This window comes from Halobacillus sp. Cin3 (assembly GCF_947311855.1).
GTDB classification, from domain to species: domain Bacteria; phylum Bacillota; class Bacilli; order Bacillales; family Halobacillaceae; genus Halobacillus; species Halobacillus kuroshimensis.
Genome location: NZ_CAMZMV010000001.1, coordinates 1280707 through 1301897, shown reverse-complemented (window position 1 = coordinate 1301897; position 21191 = coordinate 1280707). Strand labels below are relative to the sequence as shown.

Annotated in this window: 23 protein-coding genes and 1 other RNA gene; 21 read left to right on the top strand and 3 right to left on the bottom strand. The window is 47.3% G+C overall.

The genetic code is table 11. The features are described 5' to 3' along the window. The first annotated feature begins 56 nt into the window (after positions 1–56). A non-coding RNA gene (ssrS, locus tag QMA39_RS07030) (6S RNA) lies at positions 57–249 on the top strand. A gap of 51 nt (positions 250–300) precedes the next feature. On the opposite strand, the gene QMA39_RS07025 is transcribed toward ssrS, so the two are convergent. Beyond that, positions 301–960: an RsfA family transcriptional regulator gene (locus tag QMA39_RS07025; protein WP_027955299.1), complete on the bottom strand. Its 660-nt coding sequence runs from the start codon at positions 958–960 to the stop codon at positions 301–303. 83 nt (positions 961–1043) lie between these two features. Continuing rightward, positions 1044–2318 carry a replication-associated recombination protein A gene (locus tag QMA39_RS07020; protein WP_281658272.1) on the bottom strand — a complete coding sequence of 425 codons (1275 nt, stop codon included), beginning with the start codon at positions 2316–2318 and terminating at the stop codon, positions 1044–1046. A gap of 175 nt (positions 2319–2493) precedes the next feature. On the opposite strand from QMA39_RS07020, the gene QMA39_RS07015 reads away from it, so the two are divergent. The 20 genes from QMA39_RS07015 to QMA39_RS06920 all read left to right on the top strand — a co-directional run bounded on the left by QMA39_RS07015 (position 2494) and on the right by QMA39_RS06920 (position 20395). Next, complete coding sequence (locus QMA39_RS07015) at positions 2494–3120, top strand: YitT family protein (RefSeq protein ID WP_242520488.1); 627 nt, start codon at positions 2494–2496, stop codon at positions 3118–3120. Then, positions 3074–3493, top strand: coding sequence for an Rrf2 family transcriptional regulator (locus QMA39_RS07010; RefSeq protein ID WP_027955302.1), 420 nt, complete (start codon positions 3074–3076; stop codon positions 3491–3493). The genes QMA39_RS07015 and QMA39_RS07010 overlap by 47 nt, the downstream gene beginning before the upstream one ends. Before the next feature lie 18 nt (positions 3494–3511). Next, positions 3512–4651, top strand: a complete 1140-nt coding sequence (locus QMA39_RS07005; RefSeq protein WP_027955303.1) for a cysteine desulfurase family protein — start codon at positions 3512–3514, stop codon at positions 4649–4651. A 20-nt stretch (positions 4652–4671) separates the two neighbouring features. Further along, positions 4672–5784, top strand: a complete 1113-nt coding sequence (gene mnmA / locus QMA39_RS07000) for a tRNA 2-thiouridine(34) synthase MnmA (protein ID WP_242520475.1) — start codon at positions 4672–4674, stop codon at positions 5782–5784. Positions 5785–5869: 85 nt separating this feature from the next. Continuing rightward, positions 5870–6529, top strand: a complete 660-nt coding sequence (locus QMA39_RS06995) for a tetratricopeptide repeat protein (RefSeq protein WP_281658271.1) — start codon at positions 5870–5872, stop codon at positions 6527–6529. Between the two features lie 21 nt (positions 6530–6550). Continuing rightward, positions 6551–8881, top strand: a complete 2331-nt coding sequence (locus tag QMA39_RS06990; protein ID WP_035532020.1) for an ATP-dependent RecD-like DNA helicase — start codon at positions 6551–6553, stop codon at positions 8879–8881. A gap of 13 nt (positions 8882–8894) precedes the next feature. Further along, positions 8895–9716, top strand: a complete 822-nt coding sequence (locus tag QMA39_RS06985; protein WP_027955307.1) for a TIM barrel protein — start codon at positions 8895–8897, stop codon at positions 9714–9716. Between the two features lie 48 nt (positions 9717–9764). Continuing rightward, on the top strand, positions 9765–9941 hold the full coding sequence (locus QMA39_RS06980; RefSeq protein WP_169516199.1) for a hypothetical protein: 177 nt from the start codon (positions 9765–9767) through the stop codon (positions 9939–9941). A gap of 6 nt (positions 9942–9947) precedes the next feature. Beyond that, positions 9948–11015, top strand: coding sequence for an AI-2E family transporter (locus QMA39_RS06975; protein ID WP_206935298.1), 1068 nt, complete (start codon positions 9948–9950; stop codon positions 11013–11015). A 333-nt stretch (positions 11016–11348) separates the two neighbouring features. Further along, positions 11349–13985, top strand: a complete 2637-nt coding sequence (gene alaS / locus QMA39_RS06970; protein WP_281658270.1) for an alanine--tRNA ligase — start codon at positions 11349–11351, stop codon at positions 13983–13985. Positions 13986–14048: 63 nt separating this feature from the next. After that, positions 14049–14321 (top strand): IreB family regulatory phosphoprotein, encoded by a 273-nt coding sequence (locus QMA39_RS06965; protein ID WP_027955310.1) that lies wholly within the window; start codon positions 14049–14051, stop codon positions 14319–14321. Next, positions 14318–14734 carry a Holliday junction resolvase RuvX gene (gene ruvX / locus QMA39_RS06960; RefSeq protein ID WP_027955311.1) on the top strand — a complete coding sequence of 139 codons (417 nt, stop codon included), beginning with the start codon at positions 14318–14320 and terminating at the stop codon, positions 14732–14734. The genes QMA39_RS06965 and ruvX overlap by 4 nt, the downstream gene beginning before the upstream one ends. Before the next feature lie 13 nt (positions 14735–14747). Beyond that, positions 14748–15032, top strand: a complete 285-nt coding sequence (locus QMA39_RS06955; protein WP_027955312.1) for a DUF1292 domain-containing protein — start codon at positions 14748–14750, stop codon at positions 15030–15032. Between the two features lie 188 nt (positions 15033–15220). Beyond that, positions 15221–16345 carry an endolytic transglycosylase MltG gene (mltG, locus tag QMA39_RS06950; protein WP_027955313.1) on the top strand — a complete coding sequence of 375 codons (1125 nt, stop codon included), beginning with the start codon at positions 15221–15223 and terminating at the stop codon, positions 16343–16345. Between the two features lie 252 nt (positions 16346–16597). Continuing rightward, positions 16598–17239, top strand: a complete 642-nt coding sequence (locus tag QMA39_RS06945) for an O-methyltransferase (RefSeq protein ID WP_206935290.1) — start codon at positions 16598–16600, stop codon at positions 17237–17239. A gap of 34 nt (positions 17240–17273) precedes the next feature. Beyond that, positions 17274–17927, top strand: coding sequence for a uridine kinase (gene udk, locus QMA39_RS06940; RefSeq protein WP_027955315.1), 654 nt, complete (start codon positions 17274–17276; stop codon positions 17925–17927). A 162-nt stretch (positions 17928–18089) separates the two neighbouring features. Then, positions 18090–18566: a transcription elongation factor GreA gene (gene greA, locus QMA39_RS06935; protein WP_027955316.1), complete on the top strand. Its 477-nt coding sequence runs from the start codon at positions 18090–18092 to the stop codon at positions 18564–18566. 157 nt (positions 18567–18723) lie between these two features. Then, positions 18724–19395 (top strand): YrrS family protein, encoded by a 672-nt coding sequence (locus QMA39_RS06930; protein ID WP_281658269.1) that lies wholly within the window; start codon positions 18724–18726, stop codon positions 19393–19395. 16 nt (positions 19396–19411) lie between these two features. Beyond that, on the top strand, positions 19412–20101 hold the full coding sequence (gene mtnN / locus QMA39_RS06925; RefSeq protein WP_027955317.1) for a 5'-methylthioadenosine/S-adenosylhomocysteine nucleosidase: 690 nt from the start codon (positions 19412–19414) through the stop codon (positions 20099–20101). Positions 20102–20167: 66 nt separating this feature from the next. Continuing rightward, on the top strand, positions 20168–20395 hold the full coding sequence (locus QMA39_RS06920; RefSeq protein WP_027955318.1) for a YrhC family protein: 228 nt from the start codon (positions 20168–20170) through the stop codon (positions 20393–20395). Between the two features lie 42 nt (positions 20396–20437). Here the strand turns inward: QMA39_RS06920 and sigK are convergent, their stop codons facing one another. Continuing rightward, complete coding sequence (gene sigK, locus QMA39_RS06915) at positions 20438–21151, bottom strand: RNA polymerase sporulation sigma factor SigK (protein ID WP_206935276.1); 714 nt, start codon at positions 21149–21151, stop codon at positions 20438–20440. Positions 21152–21191: the final 40 nt, after the last annotated feature.

Below are 21191 nucleotides of genomic sequence, written 5' to 3'. Positions count from 1 at the left end.
TCATTCTTGATAAGCTTATGTAAATATGCTAAGATGAATTTACAAAATTAAAGAAACCAATCCTGATGTGTACGTTGTTCGAATGTACGTTTTGACCGAACATTTTTGATACGGGAGCCTGGTGTTTCCACATGGAATGCACGCCTCATAACCATCACTGATGGGAGGACGCAAGAAATGTGGAACAGGGCACCCACCTGCCTAGAGCGGGTTCAAAACTCATGATGCAACGGCACGATTGGGATTGGTTTTTTTATGCACAAAGAGGAGCTCTCTGAATAGAGAGCTCCTCTTTTGCATTTATCTGGCGATATTTTCGAGATTCCCGTTCTTTTCCATACGGAACTGCGGCTTGTAATCCTGTTCAGGTTCATCGAACATAACCATTTTTCTGGCTCTGTCCATAATTTGAATCAAGGCTTGATAATCTTCTGTCACGGATTCCAGTTTTCTATGAAGCTGGGTGTTCTGCTCGGAAAGGGATTGATTTTCCTTCTCCAATTCATTGAGGCGGGCCTGGACACCAGTCTGACCGGAAGATTCCTGTTGAAGCTCCTTAAGGAACTGAATGACTTCGTTCAAGCCGATCTCTTCCTGGAGAGCCATCGAAGGGGATTCGGCTTCTGTCGTTTCCTGATCTGGGAGCTTGAAATCTTCCGGATCAGGGGATGGTGGATAATAAGCAGCCGGCTGAGGTTTCTGATACGCCTGCTGTTCTTTGGCCTCTTTCCTTTTCTTTTCCTTGCGCTGTTTTTTAGCCAGTTCAACGGCCTGTTCATATTTCTGGCGGACTTCAGCATTCCAGCGGAACCCGCAGGCTGCAGACGTCCGGTTCAACAGATCACCGACCTCATCGAAAGCTTTCAGTTGTGTACTGCCTTCTCTGATGTGCCTCAGCACCGTTTCCGCTAATAGTAAATCATCTTCATGAGACCAGGCATCCTGCCTTACTTTAGGCATCTTCATCACTCCTAAATCTAATTGAAAAGGTAATAGTTTGTCAGATTTAGTAGTAGTGTAGCCAACATAGGACAGGAATATACTCAGGTGGTCCGCTGTTTATTAATCCTGCTGTATACCTGTTCCAGAGCCTGTTCAAATTTTCCGGTCTTCTTCGGTTCATAATACCGCTTATTTTTCAGTGTATCCGGCAGGTACTGCTGATCGACCCAGGCATTATCATAGTTATGTGGGTATTGATAACCGATTCCACGTCCGAGTGCTTCTGCTCCTTTATAATGAGCATCCTTTAAATGGGCGGGAACATCACCGCTTTTTCCTTTACGGATATCGGATAACGCGGCATCCAGTGCTTTATAAGCGCTGTTGGACTTTGGTGACAGAGCGAGTTCTGTGACGGTTACCGATAAAGGGATCCGCGCCTCCGGAAAACCAATCCGTTCCGCTGCTTCGACGGCTGCGAGTGCCCTTGGGCCTGCCTGCGGGTTGGCCAGACCGATGTCTTCATAAGCAATAACAACGAGCCTTCTGGCGATGCTGTCCAGGTCACCTGCTTCGATTAAACGGCCGAGATAATGCAGGGAGGCGTTGACATCACTGCCCCGGATTGATTTTTGAAAGGCTGACAAAACATCGTAATGAGCATCTCCGTTCTTATCGTGGGAAAAGCTTTTTTTCTGCATACATTCCTCGGCGGCTTCAAGATCAATGGAGATTGTTCCGTTGTTTTCCGGTGTGGAGAAGGCGGCGAGTTCCAAACCGTTCATGGCTGAGCGGAGGTCTCCGTTTGAAGCCCCTGCCAGATGGTCAAGCGCGTCGTCACTGATTTTAATGGATAAATGCCCGAGCCCTTTCCCGTCGTCTTCTATCGCACGGGTAAGGGCCTGTTTAATTTCATCCATCGTCAGTTTCTGCAGTTCGAACAGGTGACAGCGGCTGCGTATGGCCGGGTTGATGGAATGATAAGGGTTGCTTGTTGTACATCCGATCAAGGTGATCCGGTTATTTTCAAGGTGGGGAAGCAGAAAATCCTGCTTCGCCTTATCCAGGCGGTGCACTTCATCAAGGATAAGGACGAGCCGGCCGTGCATTTTTGCCTCTTCGACAGCAGCCTCCATATCTTTTTTCTTATCTGTAACAGCGTTCAACATTTTAAAAGGAATACGTAGACATTTAGCTAGCGCCGTTGCCATCGATGTTTTACCTGTCCCGGGCGGTCCGAACAGGATCATCGAAGCCAGGCGGCCGGCCTTGACCATTCGGTTGATTGTTTTTCCCTCGTCAACGAGGTGGGACTGCCCGATGATTTCATGAATATCCTCCGGGCGCATCCGGTAGGCAAGAGGTTGCTGACTCATGGTTCATTCTCCTTTAAGGGGTGATAAATGTAAGCGTAGAATGATTGCACATAAAATGCAAGGGACTTGCCATCCATGCTATAATAGCGTTTGGTATAATAGAGAGAGGAGGATGGCCGTGCAATCGACCACGAATAAAAAGCGTGCCCTGTGGCTTCGCTGGACCTTTTTTTGTATGGGATTGATCATCCTCGGAATGGGCATTTCAATGACTATGCAGGTCAAGGACTTCGGTATCGGTCCATGGGACGTATTTCACTACGGCCTTTTCCTGCAGCTGGGACTGACAGTTGGAACATGGTCCATTATCGCCGGTCTTTTCATTGTCGTTGTAAGTTCCGTACTTCAGAAAAGATGGCCGCAGATCGGGACCATTTTAAATATGGTTTTTATAGGTGTATTTATTGATTTCTTTAATTGGCTGCTGCCCGAACCTCACATGTTATGGATGCAGCTTCTTGTATTTGTGTCAGGAATCTTTGTCACTGCTCTTGGTATCGGGATCTATGTGGCCCCTGAAATTGGAGCAGGTCCGAGAGACAGTCTGATGCTGTTGATTACTGAGAAAACCGGATGGAAGGTTTCGAGTGTCCGGAATGGAATAGAAATCATCATTGCTGTATTTGGTTTTCTTCTGGGTGGACCTGTTGGAGCAGGGACAGTATTCATTGCTTTATTCTTGGGTACATTTGTAGGATACACACTGCCTCATGCAAAAAGATGGCTGCAGTTTTTAATAATGAAGGGTGAACTATATGAAGATATCTACGAAAGGCCGTTACGGGCTGACCATTATGATTGAACTGGCAAGAAAGTTCGGGGACGGTCCGATTTCCCTGAAGCAGATCGCCAGGGATAATGATTTGTCCGAGCACTACTTGGAGCAGTTGATTGCTCCACTAAGGAATGCCAGCTTGGTGAAAAGTGTCCGCGGAGCTTACGGTGGCTATATGCTGACCAAAGCCCCGCACGAAATTACTGCCGGTGATGTCATCCGCGTCCTTGAGGGACCGATCACTCCGGTGGAAGGCATAGAAAATGAGGAGCCTGCCAAACAGGCCTTATGGAAAAGAGTCCGGGATGCCGTGAAAGATGTGCTCGATACGACAACTCTGGAAGACTTAAAAGATCATGTAGACGACCAGACCCAGGACGCCTATATGTTTTACATTTGATTCATGGGAGGGAATTCTATGAAATCCATTTATTTGGATCATGCAGCGACGACACCTGTCCATCCGGATGTGGTGGAGGCGATGGTGCCTGTCTATCAGGAGACATTCGGCAACCCTTCCAGTGTTCATCAGTTTGGAAGGAAAGCAAGAAGCATCCTGGACAAGGCGCGTCGTCAAGCGGCATCCAGTCTGAATGCGGATGAAAAGGAAATTGTGTTTACAAGCGGGGGTACGGAGGCGGATAATCTCGCTGTCATCGGAACGGCCCGCGCAAATAAAGCTAAGGGAAGTCATATCATTACCACTTCGATTGAACATCATGCTACATTACATGCAGTCGAATTTTTAGAAACAGAAGGTTTTGATGTGACCTACCTCCCTGTTGATGAAAACGGCCTCGTTCAACTTGAGGACATCAAACAGGCGTTAAGGGAGGATACCATCCTCGTTTCGATCATGATGGTCAATAATGAAACAGGGGCTGTCCAGCCGATTGCAGAGACAGCAGAATTGTTAAAGGACCATCAGGCTTACTTTCACTCCGATATCGTACAGGCCTACGGGTTGATGGAGATGGATGTGAAGGAACTCGGTGTAGATCTTCTTGCTGTGTCCGGTCATAAAATCAACGGCCCTAAAGGCGTCGGCTTCCTTTATGTGAAGGAGGGCACCGTCCTTTCTTCTCAGCAATACGGAGGAGAGCAGGAGCGGAAACGCCGGGCGGGTACAGAAAATGTGCCGGCGGTTCGGGGACTTCAGGCTGCGATTGAAGTGATGGAAGCTGAGCGTTCGACGTATCAGGAAAAGTATCTTCATTATAAAAGAAGTTTTATCCAGACATTGAAGGATCAAGAAGTTGCGTTTGAAGTGAACGGAAAGGAAGAGACAACGGCCGCTTCCATTGTAAACATCAGTTTTACAGGAATGAACGTGGAAACGCTCCTTACGAATTTCGACCTGTCCGGGATTGCTGCATCGAGTGGAAGTGCCTGCACAGCAGGTTCTGTGGAGCCTTCCCACGTGCTGACAGCTATGTTCGGAACCGGTCATCCGAAAACGACAAATTCGATTCGATTCAGTTTTGGTTTGGCTAATAATGAGGACGACGTGATAGAAGCGGCTGAGAAGATCAGCCAGATCATCAAGCGTCTCGCTTGATTTAAGGAAGGTGAAAGATAATGAAAGAACCGAAAGACACACGCGTCGTAGTCGGTATGAGTGGAGGAGTGGACTCTTCCGTAGCGGCCCTGATGCTCAAAGAGCAGGGGTATGACGTTGTGGGTATTTTTATGAAAAACTGGGATGATACAGATGAGAACGGCGTCTGTACAGCAACAGAGGATTATGAGGATGTGATCCGTGTCTGTAACCAGCTGGACATCCCGTATTATGCCGTGAATTTTGAGAAACAGTACTGGGATAAAGTATTTACTTACTTCCTTGATGAATATAAAAAAGGCCGGACACCGAACCCGGATGTCATGTGTAATAAAGAAATCAAGTTCAAAGCGTTTATGGATCACGCCATGTCGCTTGGGGCTGATTACCTGGCTACCGGCCATTACGCGCAGATCCGCGAAAATGATGGACAGTATGAAATGCTGCGCGGGAAAGATAACAACAAAGACCAAACCTACTTCCTGAACCAGCTATCCCAGGATGTATTGTCTAAAGTCATGTTCCCGCTCGGGCATCTGGATAAGAAAGAAGTACGTGCCATCGCCGAGGAAAATGATCTGGCAACAGCCAAGAAAAAAGATTCCACCGGCATCTGCTTCATCGGTGAGCGGAACTTCAAAGAGTTCTTAAGTGAATTCCTGCCTGCACAGCCGGGCCGGATGGAAACCCTGGATGGAGAAGTGAAAGGCCAGCATGACGGTCTGATGTACTATACGCTTGGACAGCGCCAAGGGCTCGGAATCGGCGGCGCCGGTGATCCATGGTTCGTCGTTGGAAAGAATGTAGAAGATAACATTCTTTACGTCGGACAAGGCTTCCACCATGATGCTCTCTACTCTGATGGTCTGATGGCTTCAGAAGCGAACTGGGCGAGTGGAAAAGCACCAGAAGCTCCGTTTGAGTGTACGGCAAAATTCCGTTACCGTCAGGATGACAGCCGTGTAACCGTGCATCCGGCAGAAAATGGAAACTGGAAAGTGGAATTCCACGAACCAGAGCGTGCAATCACTCCTGGTCAGGCCGTCGTTTTCTATGATGGGGATGTCTGCCTTGGTGGTGCCACCATTGACACAGTATTGAAAGAGGATACAGCCCTCAACTATGTAGGATAATAAAAAAGTCATGTCCATCTTTGGAGGGGCATGACTTTTTTATGTGATTCGTATTAAAATGAACGTTGGAAAAGGAGTGGATAATATGGATAAATTGAAACAGGGGATCCAGGAAATGCAGAACCACAATTATGAAGAGGCGGCGAGGCTTTTCACAGAAGCCATTGATGAAAATCCGAAAGAGCCGGTCGGGTATATCAACTTCGGAAACCTCTTGATGCATATGAACGATAATGAAAGGGCCGTGCGGTTCTTCAACCGAGCCATTGAAATCGATGAGACGGCAGCCACCGCTTATTATGGTCTTGGCAATGCTTACTATGAGCAGGAGAAATATACGAAAGCGCAGGAGCAGTTCCTTCTTGCTGTGAAGAATGGTCTGGAGGAAGCGGATGTTCACTTTATGCTCGGCATGACCTTCATCCATCAGGAGTATGTCAAACTGGCTCTGCCTTACCTTTTACGGGCAGCCGAACTGGCTCCGGATGACGTGGATGTTCAGTTCCAGTATGGTCTGTGTCTCGCACAGAACGGGCAGATCGATGCGTCTGAAAAGGTGATGAATCATGTGCTACAATTGGAGGAACAGCATAGTGATGCCCACTATAATCTGGGCGTAGTGGCGCTTCATAAGGAAGATGCTCATAAAGCCCTGGATCATTTCCGACAGGCACTGGAGATCAATCCCGAGCACATGCTCGCCGCTCATGCGAAAAGCCAGGTGGAGCAGGCGTTAAACGAGTAAGAACGAAGGAGAACGATGGATATGACTCAACAATCCTTTTTTAGCGAAATGAATGAAGAAGAACGTCCCTATGTCAAAGGGGAGCTCAATCGGATGATTTTTCACAACGAGTCGGAGCATTTTTCCATCGCCTCTATCAACGTGAAGGAGACGAATGAGGCCTTTGAAGAAAAAACGCTTGTCATCAAAGGGCATTTCTCGCCGTTGGAAGAAGGAGAGACCTATATCTTCCACGGATCATTCACAGATCATAAGAAATTCGGGAAGCAGTATGAAGTGGAAATGTATAACCGGGTGCTTCCTGAAACAAAGGACGGCCTCATCTTATACCTTTCCAGTGACCTTTTTCACGGGATTGGAAAAAAAACCGCCGAGCGGGTGGTAGAGACCCTTGGTGAAACAGCGGTCAGCCGTATTCTCGAGGACAGGGGTGTGCTGGATCAAGTTCCGAAACTGCCGAAGGAACGGGCGGATCAGCTTTATGAGGCCTTGAAAGAGCATCAGGGATTTGAGCACGTCATGATTCATTTGTCCCAGTACGGTTTCGGTTTGAAGCTTTCTCAGAAAATCTATGAAGCGTTTAAGGATCGGACGCTTTCCATTATTGAAGAGGATCCCTATCAGCTCGTCTTTCACGTAGAAGGATTCGGTTTCCACCGGGCGGACGAGATGGCACGGATGCAGAACCTTTCCTACGACCATCCAACGAGAATACGGGCCGGCTGTCTGTATGTGATGCAGAAAAGCATGAGTGCCGGCCACGTCTATCTTCCAACGGAAGAATGCCTTGTCCAGGTGGAGAGCCTGTTGAACCATGGAACGGACACAGCGATCACCTTCGACCAGCTGTCTGAGCAGATCATCCACCTTGGCGAGGATAAGTTCATCTATATCGAAGATGACCGTCTCTATCTTCCTTCTCTTTATTTTGCAGAGAACGGCTTCCGCGGTCATATCGAACGGATCATGGAGGAAGAGGTTGAAGTCACACACACGCAGGCGGACTTAATGAAGATCATCGGTGATCTGGAAGAGGAAGAGGCGATGAGCTATGGTGAAGATCAGTTCAATGCCATCGAAAAAGCTCTTACCTCCAAGTTGATGATTCTTACCGGCGGTCCGGGAACTGGAAAAACTACTGTAATTAAGGGAATTATCCATACGTATGCTTCCTTGAACGAGGAAACGGTGGACCCGGAGGATTACAGTGGGGATAAGACCTTTCCGTTCATTCTTGCTGCTCCGACAGGACGGGCGGCTAAACGGATGACCGAATCAACGGGACTGCCGGCGAGTACGATTCACCGGCTCCTTGGCTGGGATGGTCACGACTCCTTTGAACGGAACAGAAACAATCCACTGGAAGGGAAGCTGTTGATTGTAGATGAATTTTCGATGGTGGATATCTGGCTGGCCAATCAGCTGTTCCGAGCCATTCCCAACGACATGCAGGTGCTTCTTGTAGGAGATGAAGATCAGCTGCCTTCTGTCGGCCCCGGACAGGTGCTCGCTGATTTACTGGCTTCTGATCAGCTGCCTTCTTCCAAACTGACCGAAGTGTACAGACAGAAGGAAGGATCGAAAATCATCCAGCTGGCCCATGAAATCAAAAATGATGCCTGCACACAGGCGTCGCTTCAAAAAGAACATGATTTCAACTTTATCCCGGCCAAAGAACACCAGCTGGCCGACCTTGTCACTAACATTGTAAAAAAAGCCATGGATAAAGGCATTGATGCGAAGGAGCTCCAGGTGCTTGCCCCGATGTACCGGACCGATGTCGGGATCCATAAGCTCAATGAAACGATTCAGCAGACAGTGAACCCGCAAAAGAAGCAGAAGCGTGATTTAAAGCATTTTGAAGTGACTTACCGTAAAGGGGACAAGGTGATTCAACTTGTCAACCAGCCGGATGATGGTGTCTACAACGGCGATATCGGGGAAGTAGCGGCTATTTTCCGCGCGGAGGAAAACGTCGATGGTGTCGAACAGGTTGTCGTAGATTTTGACGGCAAGGAAGTTGTGTATCCGAAGAAGGAATTGAACAGCATTATGCATGCCTACTGTACGTCGATTCATAAGTCACAGGGCAGTGAATTTTCCATTGTTATTCTTCCTGTGGTGAGGAGCTACCGGCGGATGCTGCGTAAAAATCTGCTGTACACGGCGATTACAAGATCCAAACAGTCCCTTATTATCTGCGGGGACAAAGACGCCTTTTTAGAAGGAATCCGGACGACCGATACGAACACGCGGTATACGAGACTTAAAGACAAGCTGCAGGAACAAAGCACACCTGAGATCCAGCCTGAAGAGGAAGAAGAGCAGCTGTCTCCTTATGACTTTATGTAGGAAGGGGATTGCATTGAATCATAGACTAGGACTGTCAGGAAGTACGATATTATCTGATCCGGACCAGCTTTCTTTTTTATTTGAACGAGGTCTGGACCATGTCGAAATTGGGGAATTCCCGGATGAAGCCTCTTATCAGACGTTCAGGCAGATGACCAATGATCATCACCTCGAAAGCTTCGGCATCCACTCTCCTTTAATCAGGGGAAGGAGCAAGTACGACTTGATTGAACATGTCGCTATGGACCCGGAGCAGGCCAGGGAGGCCTTTGAGCAGGAAGTGGCCCGTCTCGCTGAACAGGGGGCGGCCTATGTGCTTGTTCATTTTCCCTATTTTGCGGGAACCTCAACCAACCCTTCACAACGAATCGAAGAAGGGTTGAAATTTTTACATAGATTGAAAGAAACCTATGCTCTGCCAATTGTCTGTGAGCCAAAACTCGGTCGGAACCGTTCAGGTAAAGGAGTGGAATACTTACGGCAGTTCCCTGTTGAACTGTGGAAGCGTTATGGTCTGGATATCTGTGTCGACCTTGGAGACTACCGGATGGCGGCAGGGGAGAAGTGGCGCGCGTATGTGGAGCCTCTCCTGCCTTTTGCGTCTGTCGTACATCTTCACAATGTCTGTTATATCGAAGACAAGTATTTCTGGATTCCGCTTCATCCGGACAAAGGGAAATGGAATGGGGCGTATGACATGGAGCCAATGCTGCAGATGCTTGGTGAAGGCAGAGGGAAATACTTCATATTCGAACATACCCCGCACGTGAATCCAACACCCGAAGAAGTGGACGAAGGAATCCGCTGGGTGAAGGACGTGCTCGGCGGGGTATGAATTTCCGTTATGAGGACATACTGATGGGTAAAAAAAGGAGTATGTCCTATGCGGTGCCCGAATTGTAACAATAAAAATCTGGGGAAAATCGGTAGTGAGCAGTATTACTGTTGGAACTGCTGTCTGGAGCTTTCAGTCGAGGATGGGAAAATCAATATCAACCAGATCGAAGAGGATGGCAGTCTCAGTTCCCTGAATGATATCTTTTACCAACAGGGATCCTGATGTTTCATGGGTGAGCGTTCTTCCAAGTGGCTCAAACGATTAACCATCTTCTTTGTTACCTTGTTGTCCCTGCTGCTTCTGGCCTGGCTTTTTCCTTATTATGACCAGGGGCTGGCAGTGATTGGGAAGGTTCTTCTCCCTTTTGCTGCGGCCCTTGTGCTTTCACTCCTGCTCCATCCATTGGTGCATGGGCTTGAGGAAACCGGTGTACCCCGTCCCATAGCCATTCTGGTCATCTTTCTGGCTTTTTTTACGTTGGCGAGCTATGGGCTTTATAAAGGGATTCCGAGGCTGCTGGATCAATTGAAGCTTCTGAATGAGCATCTTCCGGCTCTTGTGGAATCGTATCAAGGCTGGACGAAGGAGTGGTATGCCCAGACCGAGCGTCTGCCGGACGGGATTCATAAAAAACTGGATCAGCGTTTTGAAGCTTTTGAAGGATGGATCAGTCAAAAAGTGATGACGGTTTTTACCGGAATCAGCGGTCTTTTCAATATGATTCTGCTTCTTGCTGTTATTCCTGTAATGACCTTCTACTTTTTGAAGGATTATAAAATGATCGGACGGTACTTACTCACCCTGCTTCCGCGAACGTGGCACAGCGAAGCCGGGCGTCTTGCTGTTCAGCTGAATCACTCACTTGGCGGCTACATCCGGGGGCAGCTGCTTATCAGTCTTGTTGTCGGGGTGCTGGCAGCTGTTGGTTTTTGGCTGATCGATCTTCCCTATCCGCTCGTTCTCGGATTGATTGCAGGGCTCACCAATATCATTCCGTATTTCGGTCCGATCCTTGGGGCCGTTCCTGCTGTTGTGGTCGCTGTAACCGTTTCGGTGAACAGCCTGCTCCTTACCCTTCTCGTTGTCATCCTGATTCAGGTGATTGAAGGGAACCTTTTATCTCCCTATATTATGGGCCGGAGTATCCATACCCACCCCTTGTTCATCATCTTCGCCCTTCTACTGGGAGGGGAAATTGCGGGGATTCCCGGCTTGATTCTGGCTGTGCCGGTTTTGACGTGTCTGAAGGTGATTGTCGATGAAGTGCGGGCTGGAAGGCTCCATATTGACAGATGAAGAACACTTCCCTATAATTACGCTTAGCGTAGACTTTTTGAACGAAGAAAACGATGAAGGAAACGAGTAGGTGCTTTATTCATGGACAGAGAGGCGTGTTCCCGGCTGTAAAACACGCTGCATGATCGTGCTGAACGCTATTCCCGAGTGCGGTTAATCCCCGCCGTAGTCATGCCGCGTTACAGGCATTCCAAGCTGACAGGTGCAGAACCTGTAACCAGGGTGGTACCGCGGAAAAGCTCCCGTCCCTGCCGATGAAGGCAGAGGCGGGAGTTTTTATTTTTCTTCGTTCGTTACGGTCTCTCTATATATACTTAAGGAGGCAGCTTTATTATGAGAAATTTGACATCTGCTGACGTGCGTCAAATGTTTCTGGACTTTTTCAAGGAAAAGGGCCACAGCGTAGAACCCAGTGCATCACTCGTTCCCCACGAAGATCCGACGCTTTTATGGATCAACAGTGGTGTAGCGACATTGAAAAAATACTTTGACGGCCGCGTGATTCCGGATAACCCGAGAATTGTCAATGCCCAGAAATCCATCCGTACCAACGATATTGAAAATGTCGGCTTTACCGCCCGTCACCATACGTTTTTCGAGATGCTTGGCAATTTTTCCATCGGCGATTATTTCAAGAAAGAAGCGATGGAATGGGCATGGGAATTCCTGACGAGTGACCAATGGATCGGCTTTGATCCTGAGAAGCTCTCAGTAACTGTTCACCCTGAAGATGACGAGGCGTTCCAAATCTGGCGGGACAGCATCGGACTTCCAGAAGAGCGCATCATCCGCATTGAAGAAAACTTCTGGGATATCGGAGAAGGCCCGAGCGGCCCCAACACGGAGATTTTCTATGACCGCGGGGAAGCGTTCGGCAGTGACGCCGGTGATCCTGAATTGTATCCAGGCGGTGAAAACGAGCGTTATCTGGAGATCTGGAACCTTGTATTCTCCCAGTTTAACCACAATCCGGATGATACCTACACACCGCTTCCGAAGAAAAACATTGATACAGGGATGGGGCTTGAGCGGATCGTCTGTGTGATCCAGGAAACAGAGACGAACTTTGAAACAGACTTGTTCAAACCGATTATCGAAGCGACAGAGACAATGACGTCACACAAATACGGCGACAGCGTCGAAGGAGATTCTTCCTTCAAGGTCATCGCGGACCATATGAGAACCGTCACGTTCGCTGTCAGCGATGGAGCTCTGCCTTCAAACGAGGGGCGCGGCTATGTCCTCCGCCGCCTGCTGCGTCGTGCGGTACGATTTGCTAAACAGATTGGTATTGATAAGCCGTTCATGTATAAGCTTGTCCCTGAAGTTTCCAATATAATGGTGGATTTCTATCCTGAAGTGAAGAAGAAAGAAGCCTTCATTCAGAACGTGATCCAGACAGAAGAAGAACGTTTCCACGAAACGCTGAACGATGGTCTTCAGATTCTTTCTACCATCATGAAAGAGGAAACGGAAAAAGGAAGCACCGTATTCCCAGGAACGGAAGTGTTCCGTCTGTATGATACGTACGGATTCCCGAAAGAACTGACAGAAGAGTATGTAGCTGAAGCCGGCTTTACCATTGATGAAGCTGGTTTTAAGCAGGAGATGGAGAAACAGCGGGAACGTGCCCGCAGTGCCCGTCAGAAAACCGATTCCATGCAGGTCCAGGATGGTGTGCTTGGTGAGGTCCATGTAGACAGTACTTTTGTTGGGTATGATCAGCTTACGGTTTCTACCACGTTGGTGGAATTAATTAAAGACAAAGGTTTCGCCGAGAAGGCAGAGGAAGGCGACACCGTTTATCTTTTCTTGTCAGAAACACCATTCTACGCTGAAAGCGGCGGACAGATGGCGGATAAAGGCTGGATAAAAACAAATCACGGTGTGCTTGAAGTGACGAATGTCCAAAAAGCTCCGAACGGACAGCACATGCATGAAGCGTTCGTGAAGGAAGGAACGATTGAAAAAGGGGCGGAGGTCACAGCAGAGGTCGACCAGGGCAGCCGTTCGTTCATTGTGAAGAATCATACGGCCACCCATCTGCTGCATCAGGCACTGAAAGATGTCCTTGGTGAGCATGTGAACCAGGCCGGCTCTCTTGTCGCTCCAGATCGTCTGCGTTTTGATTTCTCTCACTTTGGAGCAGTAACCAATGAAGAAATGGAAAAAATCGAAGCGATCGTCAACGAAAAAGTATGGCAGTCCATCCCGGTTTCCATTGAAACCAACTCCATTGAGGAAGCTAAAGCCAAAGGAGCGATGGCGCTCTTTGGTGAAAAGTATGGCGAGACGGTCCGCGTCGTTCAAGTAGGCGACTACAGCCTGGAGCTCTGCGGAGGCTGTCACGTCCTGAATACAGCGGAAATCGGCCTGTTCAAGATTGTATCTGAATCGGGCATCGGGGCAGGAACACGCAGAATTGAAGCGGTCACGGCTAAAGATGCGTATCTTTACATGAATCAGAAAGCTTCTGTCCTGAAGCAGGCCGGAGCTCTGTTGAAGACGTCTCCGGAGCAGGTGCCGGAACGCATTGAAACCCTTCATAAAGAAATGAAGGATCTTCAGAAGGAGAATGACTCCCTGAGCGCGAAGCTGTCCAATATGGAGGCATCCAGCATTCTTGATGAAGTGGAGCAGGTGAATGGTGTAAACGTGCTTGCGAAACAGGTGGATGTAAAAGATATGAACGCATTGAGAACCATGGTGGATGATTTGAAACAGAAAATCGATTCAGGCATTATTCTTCTGGCCGCTCCAAATGGAGAAAAAGTTCAGTTGATTGCCGGGGTTTCCAAGGATTTGGTCGAAGAGGGCTATCATGCCGGCAAATTGATCAAAGAAGCCGCCACTCTGTGCGGCGGCGGAGGAGGCGGTCGTCCGGATATGGCTCAGGCCGGCGGGAAAGACGCTTCCAAGATTCCGGATGCCCTGCAGTACGCCAAAGAGTACGCCGGTCAAAACTCCTAGTTTTTCCTGGACGAGATTTAGGTATATAATGGAGTAAATACATTTATGTGTGAGGTGACCGAAATGAGTTCAATGGATAAAACGATGCGGTTTAATTTTTCAGAAGAACCCTTCGATCAGGATGTTCAGTCTGTACTGCTTTCTGTTTACGGGGCGCTGCAGGAGAAGGGGTACAATCCGATCAACCAGATTGTCGGCTATCTGCTTTCCGGTGATCCTGCCTACATTCCCCGTCATCAGGATGCTAGGAATTTAATCCGTAAGATTGAACGTGATGAACTGATCGAGGAACTGGTCAAATTTTACATTAATGAGAATAAAGAGGGCAGTAAATGAAAAAAATAGGTTTGGATGTAGGCGAAAAAACGATAGGCATTGCTATATCGGATGCCTTAGGCTGGACAGCCCAGGGGCTTACAACACTTCACTGGGATGAACAGGACTATTCTACAGCGCGGGCAGAGCTGAAACAGATCATTGACGATCATCAGATTACGGAAGCTGTTGTCGGCTTTCCGAAAAATATGAACGGCACGGTCGGCCCGCGCGGAGAAGCCAGCCAGGTTTTCGCCTCCTGGTTGGAACAGGAATTTCAGCTCACTTCCCATCTCTGGGATGAGCGGTTAACGACGATGGCAGCAGAACGTGTGCTGCTTGATGCTGATATGAGCCGGAAAAAAAGAAAGAAAGTCATTGATAAAATGGCAGCGGTCATGATTTTACAAAGCTATTTAGATTCGAAACAATGAGGAGGATGTCTGTATGGCATTAGAAAAAGAAGAACGCATTATTATCCCTGATGAAAATGGGGAAGAGCATTTATTTGAAGTCTTGTTCACCTTTGATGTGGAAAAGACGGGACATTCCTATATTGCTGTTATTCCAGCTGAACAAAAGGATGGCGAGGAAGTAGAAGTCTTTGCTTTCCGTTTTGAAGAAAAAGGCAACGAGGAAGACGATCTTGCTCTTTTCCAGATCGAATCAGATGATGAGTGGGAAATGGTTGAGGAAATGCTCAACACACTGACAGATGAAAATCTGACGTAATGCATGAAACGATAAAGCTGCCGGGATCTCCCGGCAGCTTTTTTGTATGGGCACGATTGTTTTTGTATACCCTTGAGAAGAAGAAACTTATCACTGTCGGTCTTCGGATATTGTTGAAAATTCCGGGAATATGTAGAAAGATTCTCTCTACTTATAGTATAATGTACCGGATGAAAGGAGGAAGTCCGTTGTCTAATTCTGACTTTAAATCCCAATACCAAAAGAAATTGAAAAATAGAATAGAAGAAGCCGGCAAAGTGAGAAAAATTGTCGCCATTATTCTTACGGTTTTCACACTTGTGATTCTTATCGTAGGAATATCCGGATACCTTTATGTGAAATCCGCACTCGAACCTGTGGATCCAGGAAATGATAAGCAGGTGGATGTGGAAATCCCGCTCGGTTCCTCTACTTCCAATATCGCTTCCATCCTTGAAGAGAACGATATCATCAAAAATGATATGATTTTCCGCTTCTATACAAAGTTCAAAAATGAATCCGGTTTTCAAGCTGGAGACTATCAGTTCACATCCTCCATGACATTGGATGAGGTGATTGAATCTCTGAAATCCGGGAAACTGGTGAAGGATCCCGCTCTTACTGTCACTGTTCCGGAAGGACAGAATGTAGAGCAGATTGCGGCCATTTACGCAGAGGAATTCTCCTTTACTTCCGAAGAATTCATGGACAAAATCAATGATGTCTCTTATGTGGAAACGCTGATGGAAGATTACCCTCAGCTGCTGACCGAGGATATCCTTGATGAGGATATCCGTTATCCGCTGGAAGGATACTTATTTGCAGCCACCTATCCGATGTATGTCGAGGATCCAAGCATAGATCAAATCGTGAGGAAAATGCTGGATCAGACGAATAAAGTAGTCGCGCCCTACTACAGCCAAATCGAAGAACTGAATGATATAGAAAATGTCCACGATTTAGTGACCATGGCCTCCCTGTTGGAAAATGAAGCACGGACAGCAGAGAGCCGCCAGAAGATATCCGGTGTTTTTTATAACAGGCTGGAAGAAGATATGATGCTGCAGACCGATCCTACGGTCCTTTATGCGAAAGGCGAGCACCAGGAAAAGGTCTACTATAAGGATCTGGAGATTGAATCACCTTACAACACATATCATGTGAAGGGCCTGCCTGTCGGCCCGATTTCCAACTTCAATCAAAACTCCCTTCAGGCAGCTGTGGAACCTGTAGAGCATAATCATTTGTATTTCCTCGCAGACAGTGAAGGGGAAATTCATTATGCTGATACGCTGAAAGAGCATAATGAGCTGAAAGAAAAATACATCAATTAAATGGCTGCGCATCAAGTGAACAAGGGCAGCTTAGAACGGGACACTCCTTCATGAGTGTCCCGTTCTTTTCTCTACTTCATGAAAACAAAGAAGAATGACCTTACTACCCTTCTTCAGCCTTTCACAGGCAACGTTCTGAAGTTTCTGTAAACGAATGCAGCTCCAAAGAACAATGGCGTTACCTAAGAGATTTGTGTTAAAATAGTGGGGTTGTAAAAACGATGTAAATTTGATGTGAAGGGATGAAGCAGGATGGAGCAGGAGAATTACCTACAGTCGTTGCTCTCTAAGCCTTCCAAATCATTTCAAGATATGGAGTCGTTCGCTGAAGAACATAATATACCGATTATGGAGCCGTTGGGAATGAACTTCCTTATGCAGCTGATCCGTATGCAGAAGCCGGAGCGGATTCTGGAAATCGGGACAGCCATCGGCTATTCAGCCCTGTGTATGCTGGAGGCCTATCCCGCAGCCCGTATTACGACCGTTGAAAGAGATGAATGGCGCTATAAGGAAGCCTTGAAAAATATAGAAAACATAGAGGCCGGGGACCGTGTTTCTGTCATCTTTGGGGATGCGCTGGAAACAGGGGACCAAGCACGTGAAGAAGGGCCGTATGATGTGCTGTTCATTGATGCAGCCAAAGGGAAGTATGAGGAATTTTTCCACTTGTATGCCCCGATGCTGAAGGATGACGGAGTCATTATTACGGATAACGTTCTATTTAAAGGCTATGTTGCTGATGACCGGGAAGCCAGTCCACGGATGGCAAAAATAGCAGGTAAAATCCGTAAGTTCAACGAATGGCTTGTCAAGCACCCGGACTATGATACAACGATTGTGCCCATCGGGGACGGCGTTGCCATTACAAAGAAGAAAAGCAGTCACAGCTGACTCGCGGATGGGATGAAAGGAGAACCACGTAACTATGAACGATAAACCGGTAGTCATTGGTGTAGCGGGGGGAACAGGTTCTGGGAAAACGAGTGTAACCAGATCCATTATCCAGCGCTTCACGGATAAAACTTTATTGATGATCGAACAGGATTATTATTATAAGGATCAAAGCGATGTACCTTTTGAGGAGAGACTTGAAACGAACTATGATCATCCTCTTGCTTTTGATAATGACCTGTTGATGGAACATCTCCAGGAGCTGATCGACCAGAAATCCGTTGAAAAGCCGGTGTATGATTATAAAATGCATACCCGTTCGGATGAGACGATTCACGTGGAGCCGAAGGAAGTCATCATTGTCGAAGGGATCCTTGTTTTGGAGGATGAGCGCCTCCGTGATATGATGGATATTAAAGTGTTTGTCGACACAGATGCTGACGTCCGGATTATCCGCCGCATGATGAGAGACATTAATGAGCGGGGACGCACCCTGGATTCGGTTATTGAGCAGTATATTAATGTCGTCCGCCCGATGCATCTTCAATTTGTAGAACCTACGAAGAGGTATGCGGATATCATCATTCCAGAAGGTGGACAGAACCACGTGGCTATTGATTTGATGGCTTCGAAAATCCAGACGGTTCTCTATGAAAAGGGTTTACTGATAGACGAAGAAAATAGTTGAAATACTGGCAAAAATCTGGCATAGTTTTCAATAGTAGTTCTAAAATTTTATGTCCTCGGGTAAAGTATAGTAAATCTCTACAATGAGCGTACAGATGTACTGCTCATTTCCTATATTAAGGACATCTCATTTTTTCTTGTACTAAAGGAGTGTAGACGGACCATGGCAGAAGAAAAAAGTTATTATATGACAGAAGAAGGAAAACAGAAGCTCGAAGATGAGCTTCATCACCTGAAAACAGAGCGCCGTAAAGAAGTGGTGGAACGGATTAAGATTGCCCGCGGCTTCGGCGACCTTTCCGAGAACTCGGAGTACGATGCAGCCAAGGACGAGCAGGCCTTTGTTGAAGCACGGATTACACAGGTGGAAAATATGATCCGCAATGCTGTTATTATTGAGAATGACAATCAGAACCCTGATACGGTAACAATGGGTAAATCCGTAACCTTCAAGGAACTTCCTGATGGAGATGAGGAAACGTATACCATTGTCGGCAGTGCAGAAGCCGATCCTTTCGAAGGGAAAATCTCCAACGATTCTCCGATGGCCCAGAGCCTGATCGGCCACGTTGTCGGTGATAAAGTGAAAGTAGCCACACCAGGTGGAGAGATTGACGTTCAAATCATTACGGTGGAATAGAACGAAAGACAGGGGATGCCCCTGTCTTTTTCTTCATCTGCATTTATAGACCAAAGGGGAGCTGTTATTCCCCGGGAAATAGAGAGGACCTTGGATGGATTGGTCATAACAGCCGGATATTGTATAATGTACGGCGTATTCGAAGGAGGAAATGAACATGGCAGATAAGCATACATCCGAGTCCCGTACCGGGCGTTTTGAAAAAAAGCGTCAATGGACCAAACGACTTCCGTGGCTTGCAGGAGCGGCCGGGGTATTTGCAGTGCTGTTGATTTCTTTGATGTTATTTAACGGAAATGATCAGACCGGACAAGCTCAGAATCCGGAGGAAGAACAGCAGGAGGACACTGCAAAGGATGAAACCCAGGAGGAACAAGAGAAAGAAGCTGAAAAAGAACCTGAGGAAGAAGCCGATCCTGACAAAACAAGCGTGTCCCTGGAAGGTTTTGAAGAATTGGAGCCGATTAAGGAAGAGGAAGGCCTGCAGATAGAAGAAAGTGACGATCCTAACGTTGAGAGTGTCGTAACTAAGGACTGGCCGGTTATTCCGACAGAAATGGATACAAACGGCAGTCACAGCATTTCGTACAATAAGGGTACCCAGGACTATAGAGAGCTTCAAGAAGCTGTCAGGAGCGCTGTGAACCTTTCTGAGGGCAATATTATTTACTGGTGGATTGGAAACGATGGCGGCCCGCAAAGAGCTGTAGCCACCGTTTCTGATAAGAGTGAAACCGGATATCTTCGTGTGCATGTCCAATGGGTGGACAACGAAGGGTACAAACCGGTGAAGCTGGAAGTACTAAAAGAAAAAGTCGTGGAAAGATAGAAAGGACGTATGGATGATGGCGATTGGAATTATTGGAGCGATGGATGAGGAAGTCGAACGCCTGCAGACAGAAATGACAGATAAAGTTGAAAAAGAAACGGCTGGAAGCTTGTTTATCGAAGGAATGCTGCGTGGGAAAAAAGTCGTTCTCCTTAAATCAGGAATCGGCAAAGTAAACGCAGCTGTTTCGACAACCATTCTGCATGAGCAGTATGAGATTGAAAGTGTCATCAATACCGGATCGGCCGGTGGTTTCGCTGAAGACCTGGAAGTCGGAGATATTGTCGTATCCGACTTCGTCACGCATCACGATGTTGACGTAACAGCTTTCAAGTACGCCTACGGCCAGGTGCCCGGTATGCCGGCGATGTATGAGGCGGACACTGTCCTGGTGGAAAAAGCGATGAAGGCGGTCGGGAGCACAAATGCCCGTGCGGCCAAAGGGATTATTGCGACCGGTGATTCCTTCATGCAGGATCCGGAGAGAGTGGCCTTGGTCAGGAGCCGCTTCCCGGAAATGATCGCTGCGGAGATGGAAGCGGCAGCAATCGCCCAGGTTTGCTACAAATACGGCACACCTTTTGTCGTGCTTCGTGCGTTATCCGACATAGCCGGGAAAGAGTCTTCGATTTCCTTTGATCAGTTTCTACCGGTTGCTGCCGAAAATGCAGCACAGATGATCATGACGATGATCGAAGCGGATTGACAGTCATTTCCACCTTATTTGACAACTTCTTTATGATACGATGATGGAAATCGGGAGGTGGAGGAGTTGTCATCCAGGGAAGCTCCAGCCGTGAAATTAAAAGACTATCGAAGATTTGTTTTAACACTCATCATTTTAAACGCTTATCTTTATGCAGGAGCGTTGATCAGTCTGTATGTGTATGAATCCCGGGCTCATTTATATATGTACCCCGTGATATCCGCTTCATCTGCGGCTGCCTTTTTCATGATTCTTAAAATGAAAAAGTGGAAACAGCAGACGCTCGAGGAATAAATACCGAAAAAGCTTCATTGACTATTGTCAATGAAGCTTTTTTTATGAAAGGCCTCCCTGCTTACTCTGCTTATAAAATTCATGAAAGATCTTCATTAATGCCCTTTTTTCAATGCGGGAGACATAGCTTCTTGATATTCCAAGTTCTTTGGCAATCTCCCTCTGCGTTTTCTCCTCTGTTTGATTAAGTCCGTATCTGAAGATGATCACCTCTTTTTCCCGATCATCCAGCACATTAATAAAATCTTTGATTTTCTCAAGCTCCATGTGAAGCTGAATTTCTTCTACGATGTCCGTGACATCCGCCTGCAGAATATCTAGGAGATTGAGTTCATTTCCTTCCTTATCGTGGCCGATCGGATCCTGAAGGGAAACATCCTTGCTCATTTTCTTCGTGGATCTGAGGTGCATTAAAATTTCATTTTCGATACACCGGGCGGCATAGGTGGCCAATTTTGTTCCTTTTCCAGTCGAGTAGCTTTCGATGCCCTTGATCAGTCCTATCGTGCCAATAGAGATCAAGTCCTCGAAATCTTCTTTCGTATTCTCGAACTTCTTGACGATGTGTGCCACAAGACGGAGGTTATGCTCAATCAGTTTGTTCCGTGCCTCATGACTGCCCTCGGCCATCAACTGGAGCTGCTTGGCTTCTTCTTCGGATGAGAGGGGGTTGGGGAAGGCCTGGTTTTTTACATAGGACATGAAAAAGAGGGACTCTTTGAAAAAATAAAGGATCGAAGCAATCAGACTGCTCATGGATGCACCTCCTCATGAATTAGGCAACTGCCTATCTCAT

Bases quoted from the DNA above. Each gene is read 5' to 3' on its own strand.
- QMA39_RS07025 (WP_027955299.1), bottom strand. From the start codon at position 960: ATGCCTAAAGTAAGGCAGGATGCCTGGTCTCATGAAGATGATTTACTA.
- QMA39_RS07020 (WP_281658272.1), bottom strand. From the start codon at position 2,318: ATGAGTCAGCAACCTCTTGCCTACCGGATGCGCCCGGAGGATATTCAT.
- QMA39_RS06990 (WP_035532020.1), top strand. From the start codon at position 6,551: ATGACTCAACAATCCTTTTTTAGCGAAATGAATGAAGAAGAACGTCCC.
- QMA39_RS06995 (WP_281658271.1), top strand. From the start codon at position 5,870: ATGGATAAATTGAAACAGGGGATCCAGGAAATGCAGAACCACAATTAT.
- mnmA (WP_242520475.1), top strand. From the start codon at position 4,672: ATGAAAGAACCGAAAGACACACGCGTCGTAGTCGGTATGAGTGGAGGA.
- alaS (WP_281658270.1), top strand. From the start codon at position 11,349: ATGAGAAATTTGACATCTGCTGACGTGCGTCAAATGTTTCTGGACTTT.
- QMA39_RS07005 (WP_027955303.1), top strand. From the start codon at position 3,512: ATGAAATCCATTTATTTGGATCATGCAGCGACGACACCTGTCCATCCG.
- QMA39_RS06975 (WP_206935298.1), top strand. From the start codon at position 9,948: ATGGGTGAGCGTTCTTCCAAGTGGCTCAAACGATTAACCATCTTCTTT.
- QMA39_RS06980 (WP_169516199.1), top strand. From the start codon at position 9,765: ATGCGGTGCCCGAATTGTAACAATAAAAATCTGGGGAAAATCGGTAGT.
- udk (WP_027955315.1), top strand. From the start codon at position 17,274: ATGAACGATAAACCGGTAGTCATTGGTGTAGCGGGGGGAACAGGTTCT.
- mtnN (WP_027955317.1), top strand. From the start codon at position 19,412: ATGGCGATTGGAATTATTGGAGCGATGGATGAGGAAGTCGAACGCCTG.
- greA (WP_027955316.1), top strand. From the start codon at position 18,090: ATGGCAGAAGAAAAAAGTTATTATATGACAGAAGAAGGAAAACAGAAG.
- sigK (WP_206935276.1), bottom strand. From the start codon at position 21,151: ATGAGCAGTCTGATTGCTTCGATCCTTTATTTTTTCAAAGAGTCCCTC.
- QMA39_RS06930 (WP_281658269.1), top strand. From the start codon at position 18,724: ATGGCAGATAAGCATACATCCGAGTCCCGTACCGGGCGTTTTGAAAAA.
- QMA39_RS06965 (WP_027955310.1), top strand. From the start codon at position 14,049: ATGAGTTCAATGGATAAAACGATGCGGTTTAATTTTTCAGAAGAACCC.
- QMA39_RS06955 (WP_027955312.1), top strand. From the start codon at position 14,748: ATGGCATTAGAAAAAGAAGAACGCATTATTATCCCTGATGAAAATGGG.
- ruvX (WP_027955311.1), top strand. From the start codon at position 14,318: ATGAAAAAAATAGGTTTGGATGTAGGCGAAAAAACGATAGGCATTGCT.
- QMA39_RS07010 (WP_027955302.1), top strand. From the start codon at position 3,074: ATGAAGATATCTACGAAAGGCCGTTACGGGCTGACCATTATGATTGAA.
- QMA39_RS07015 (WP_242520488.1), top strand. From the start codon at position 2,494: ATGGGATTGATCATCCTCGGAATGGGCATTTCAATGACTATGCAGGTC.
- QMA39_RS06945 (WP_206935290.1), top strand. From the start codon at position 16,598: ATGGAGCAGGAGAATTACCTACAGTCGTTGCTCTCTAAGCCTTCCAAA.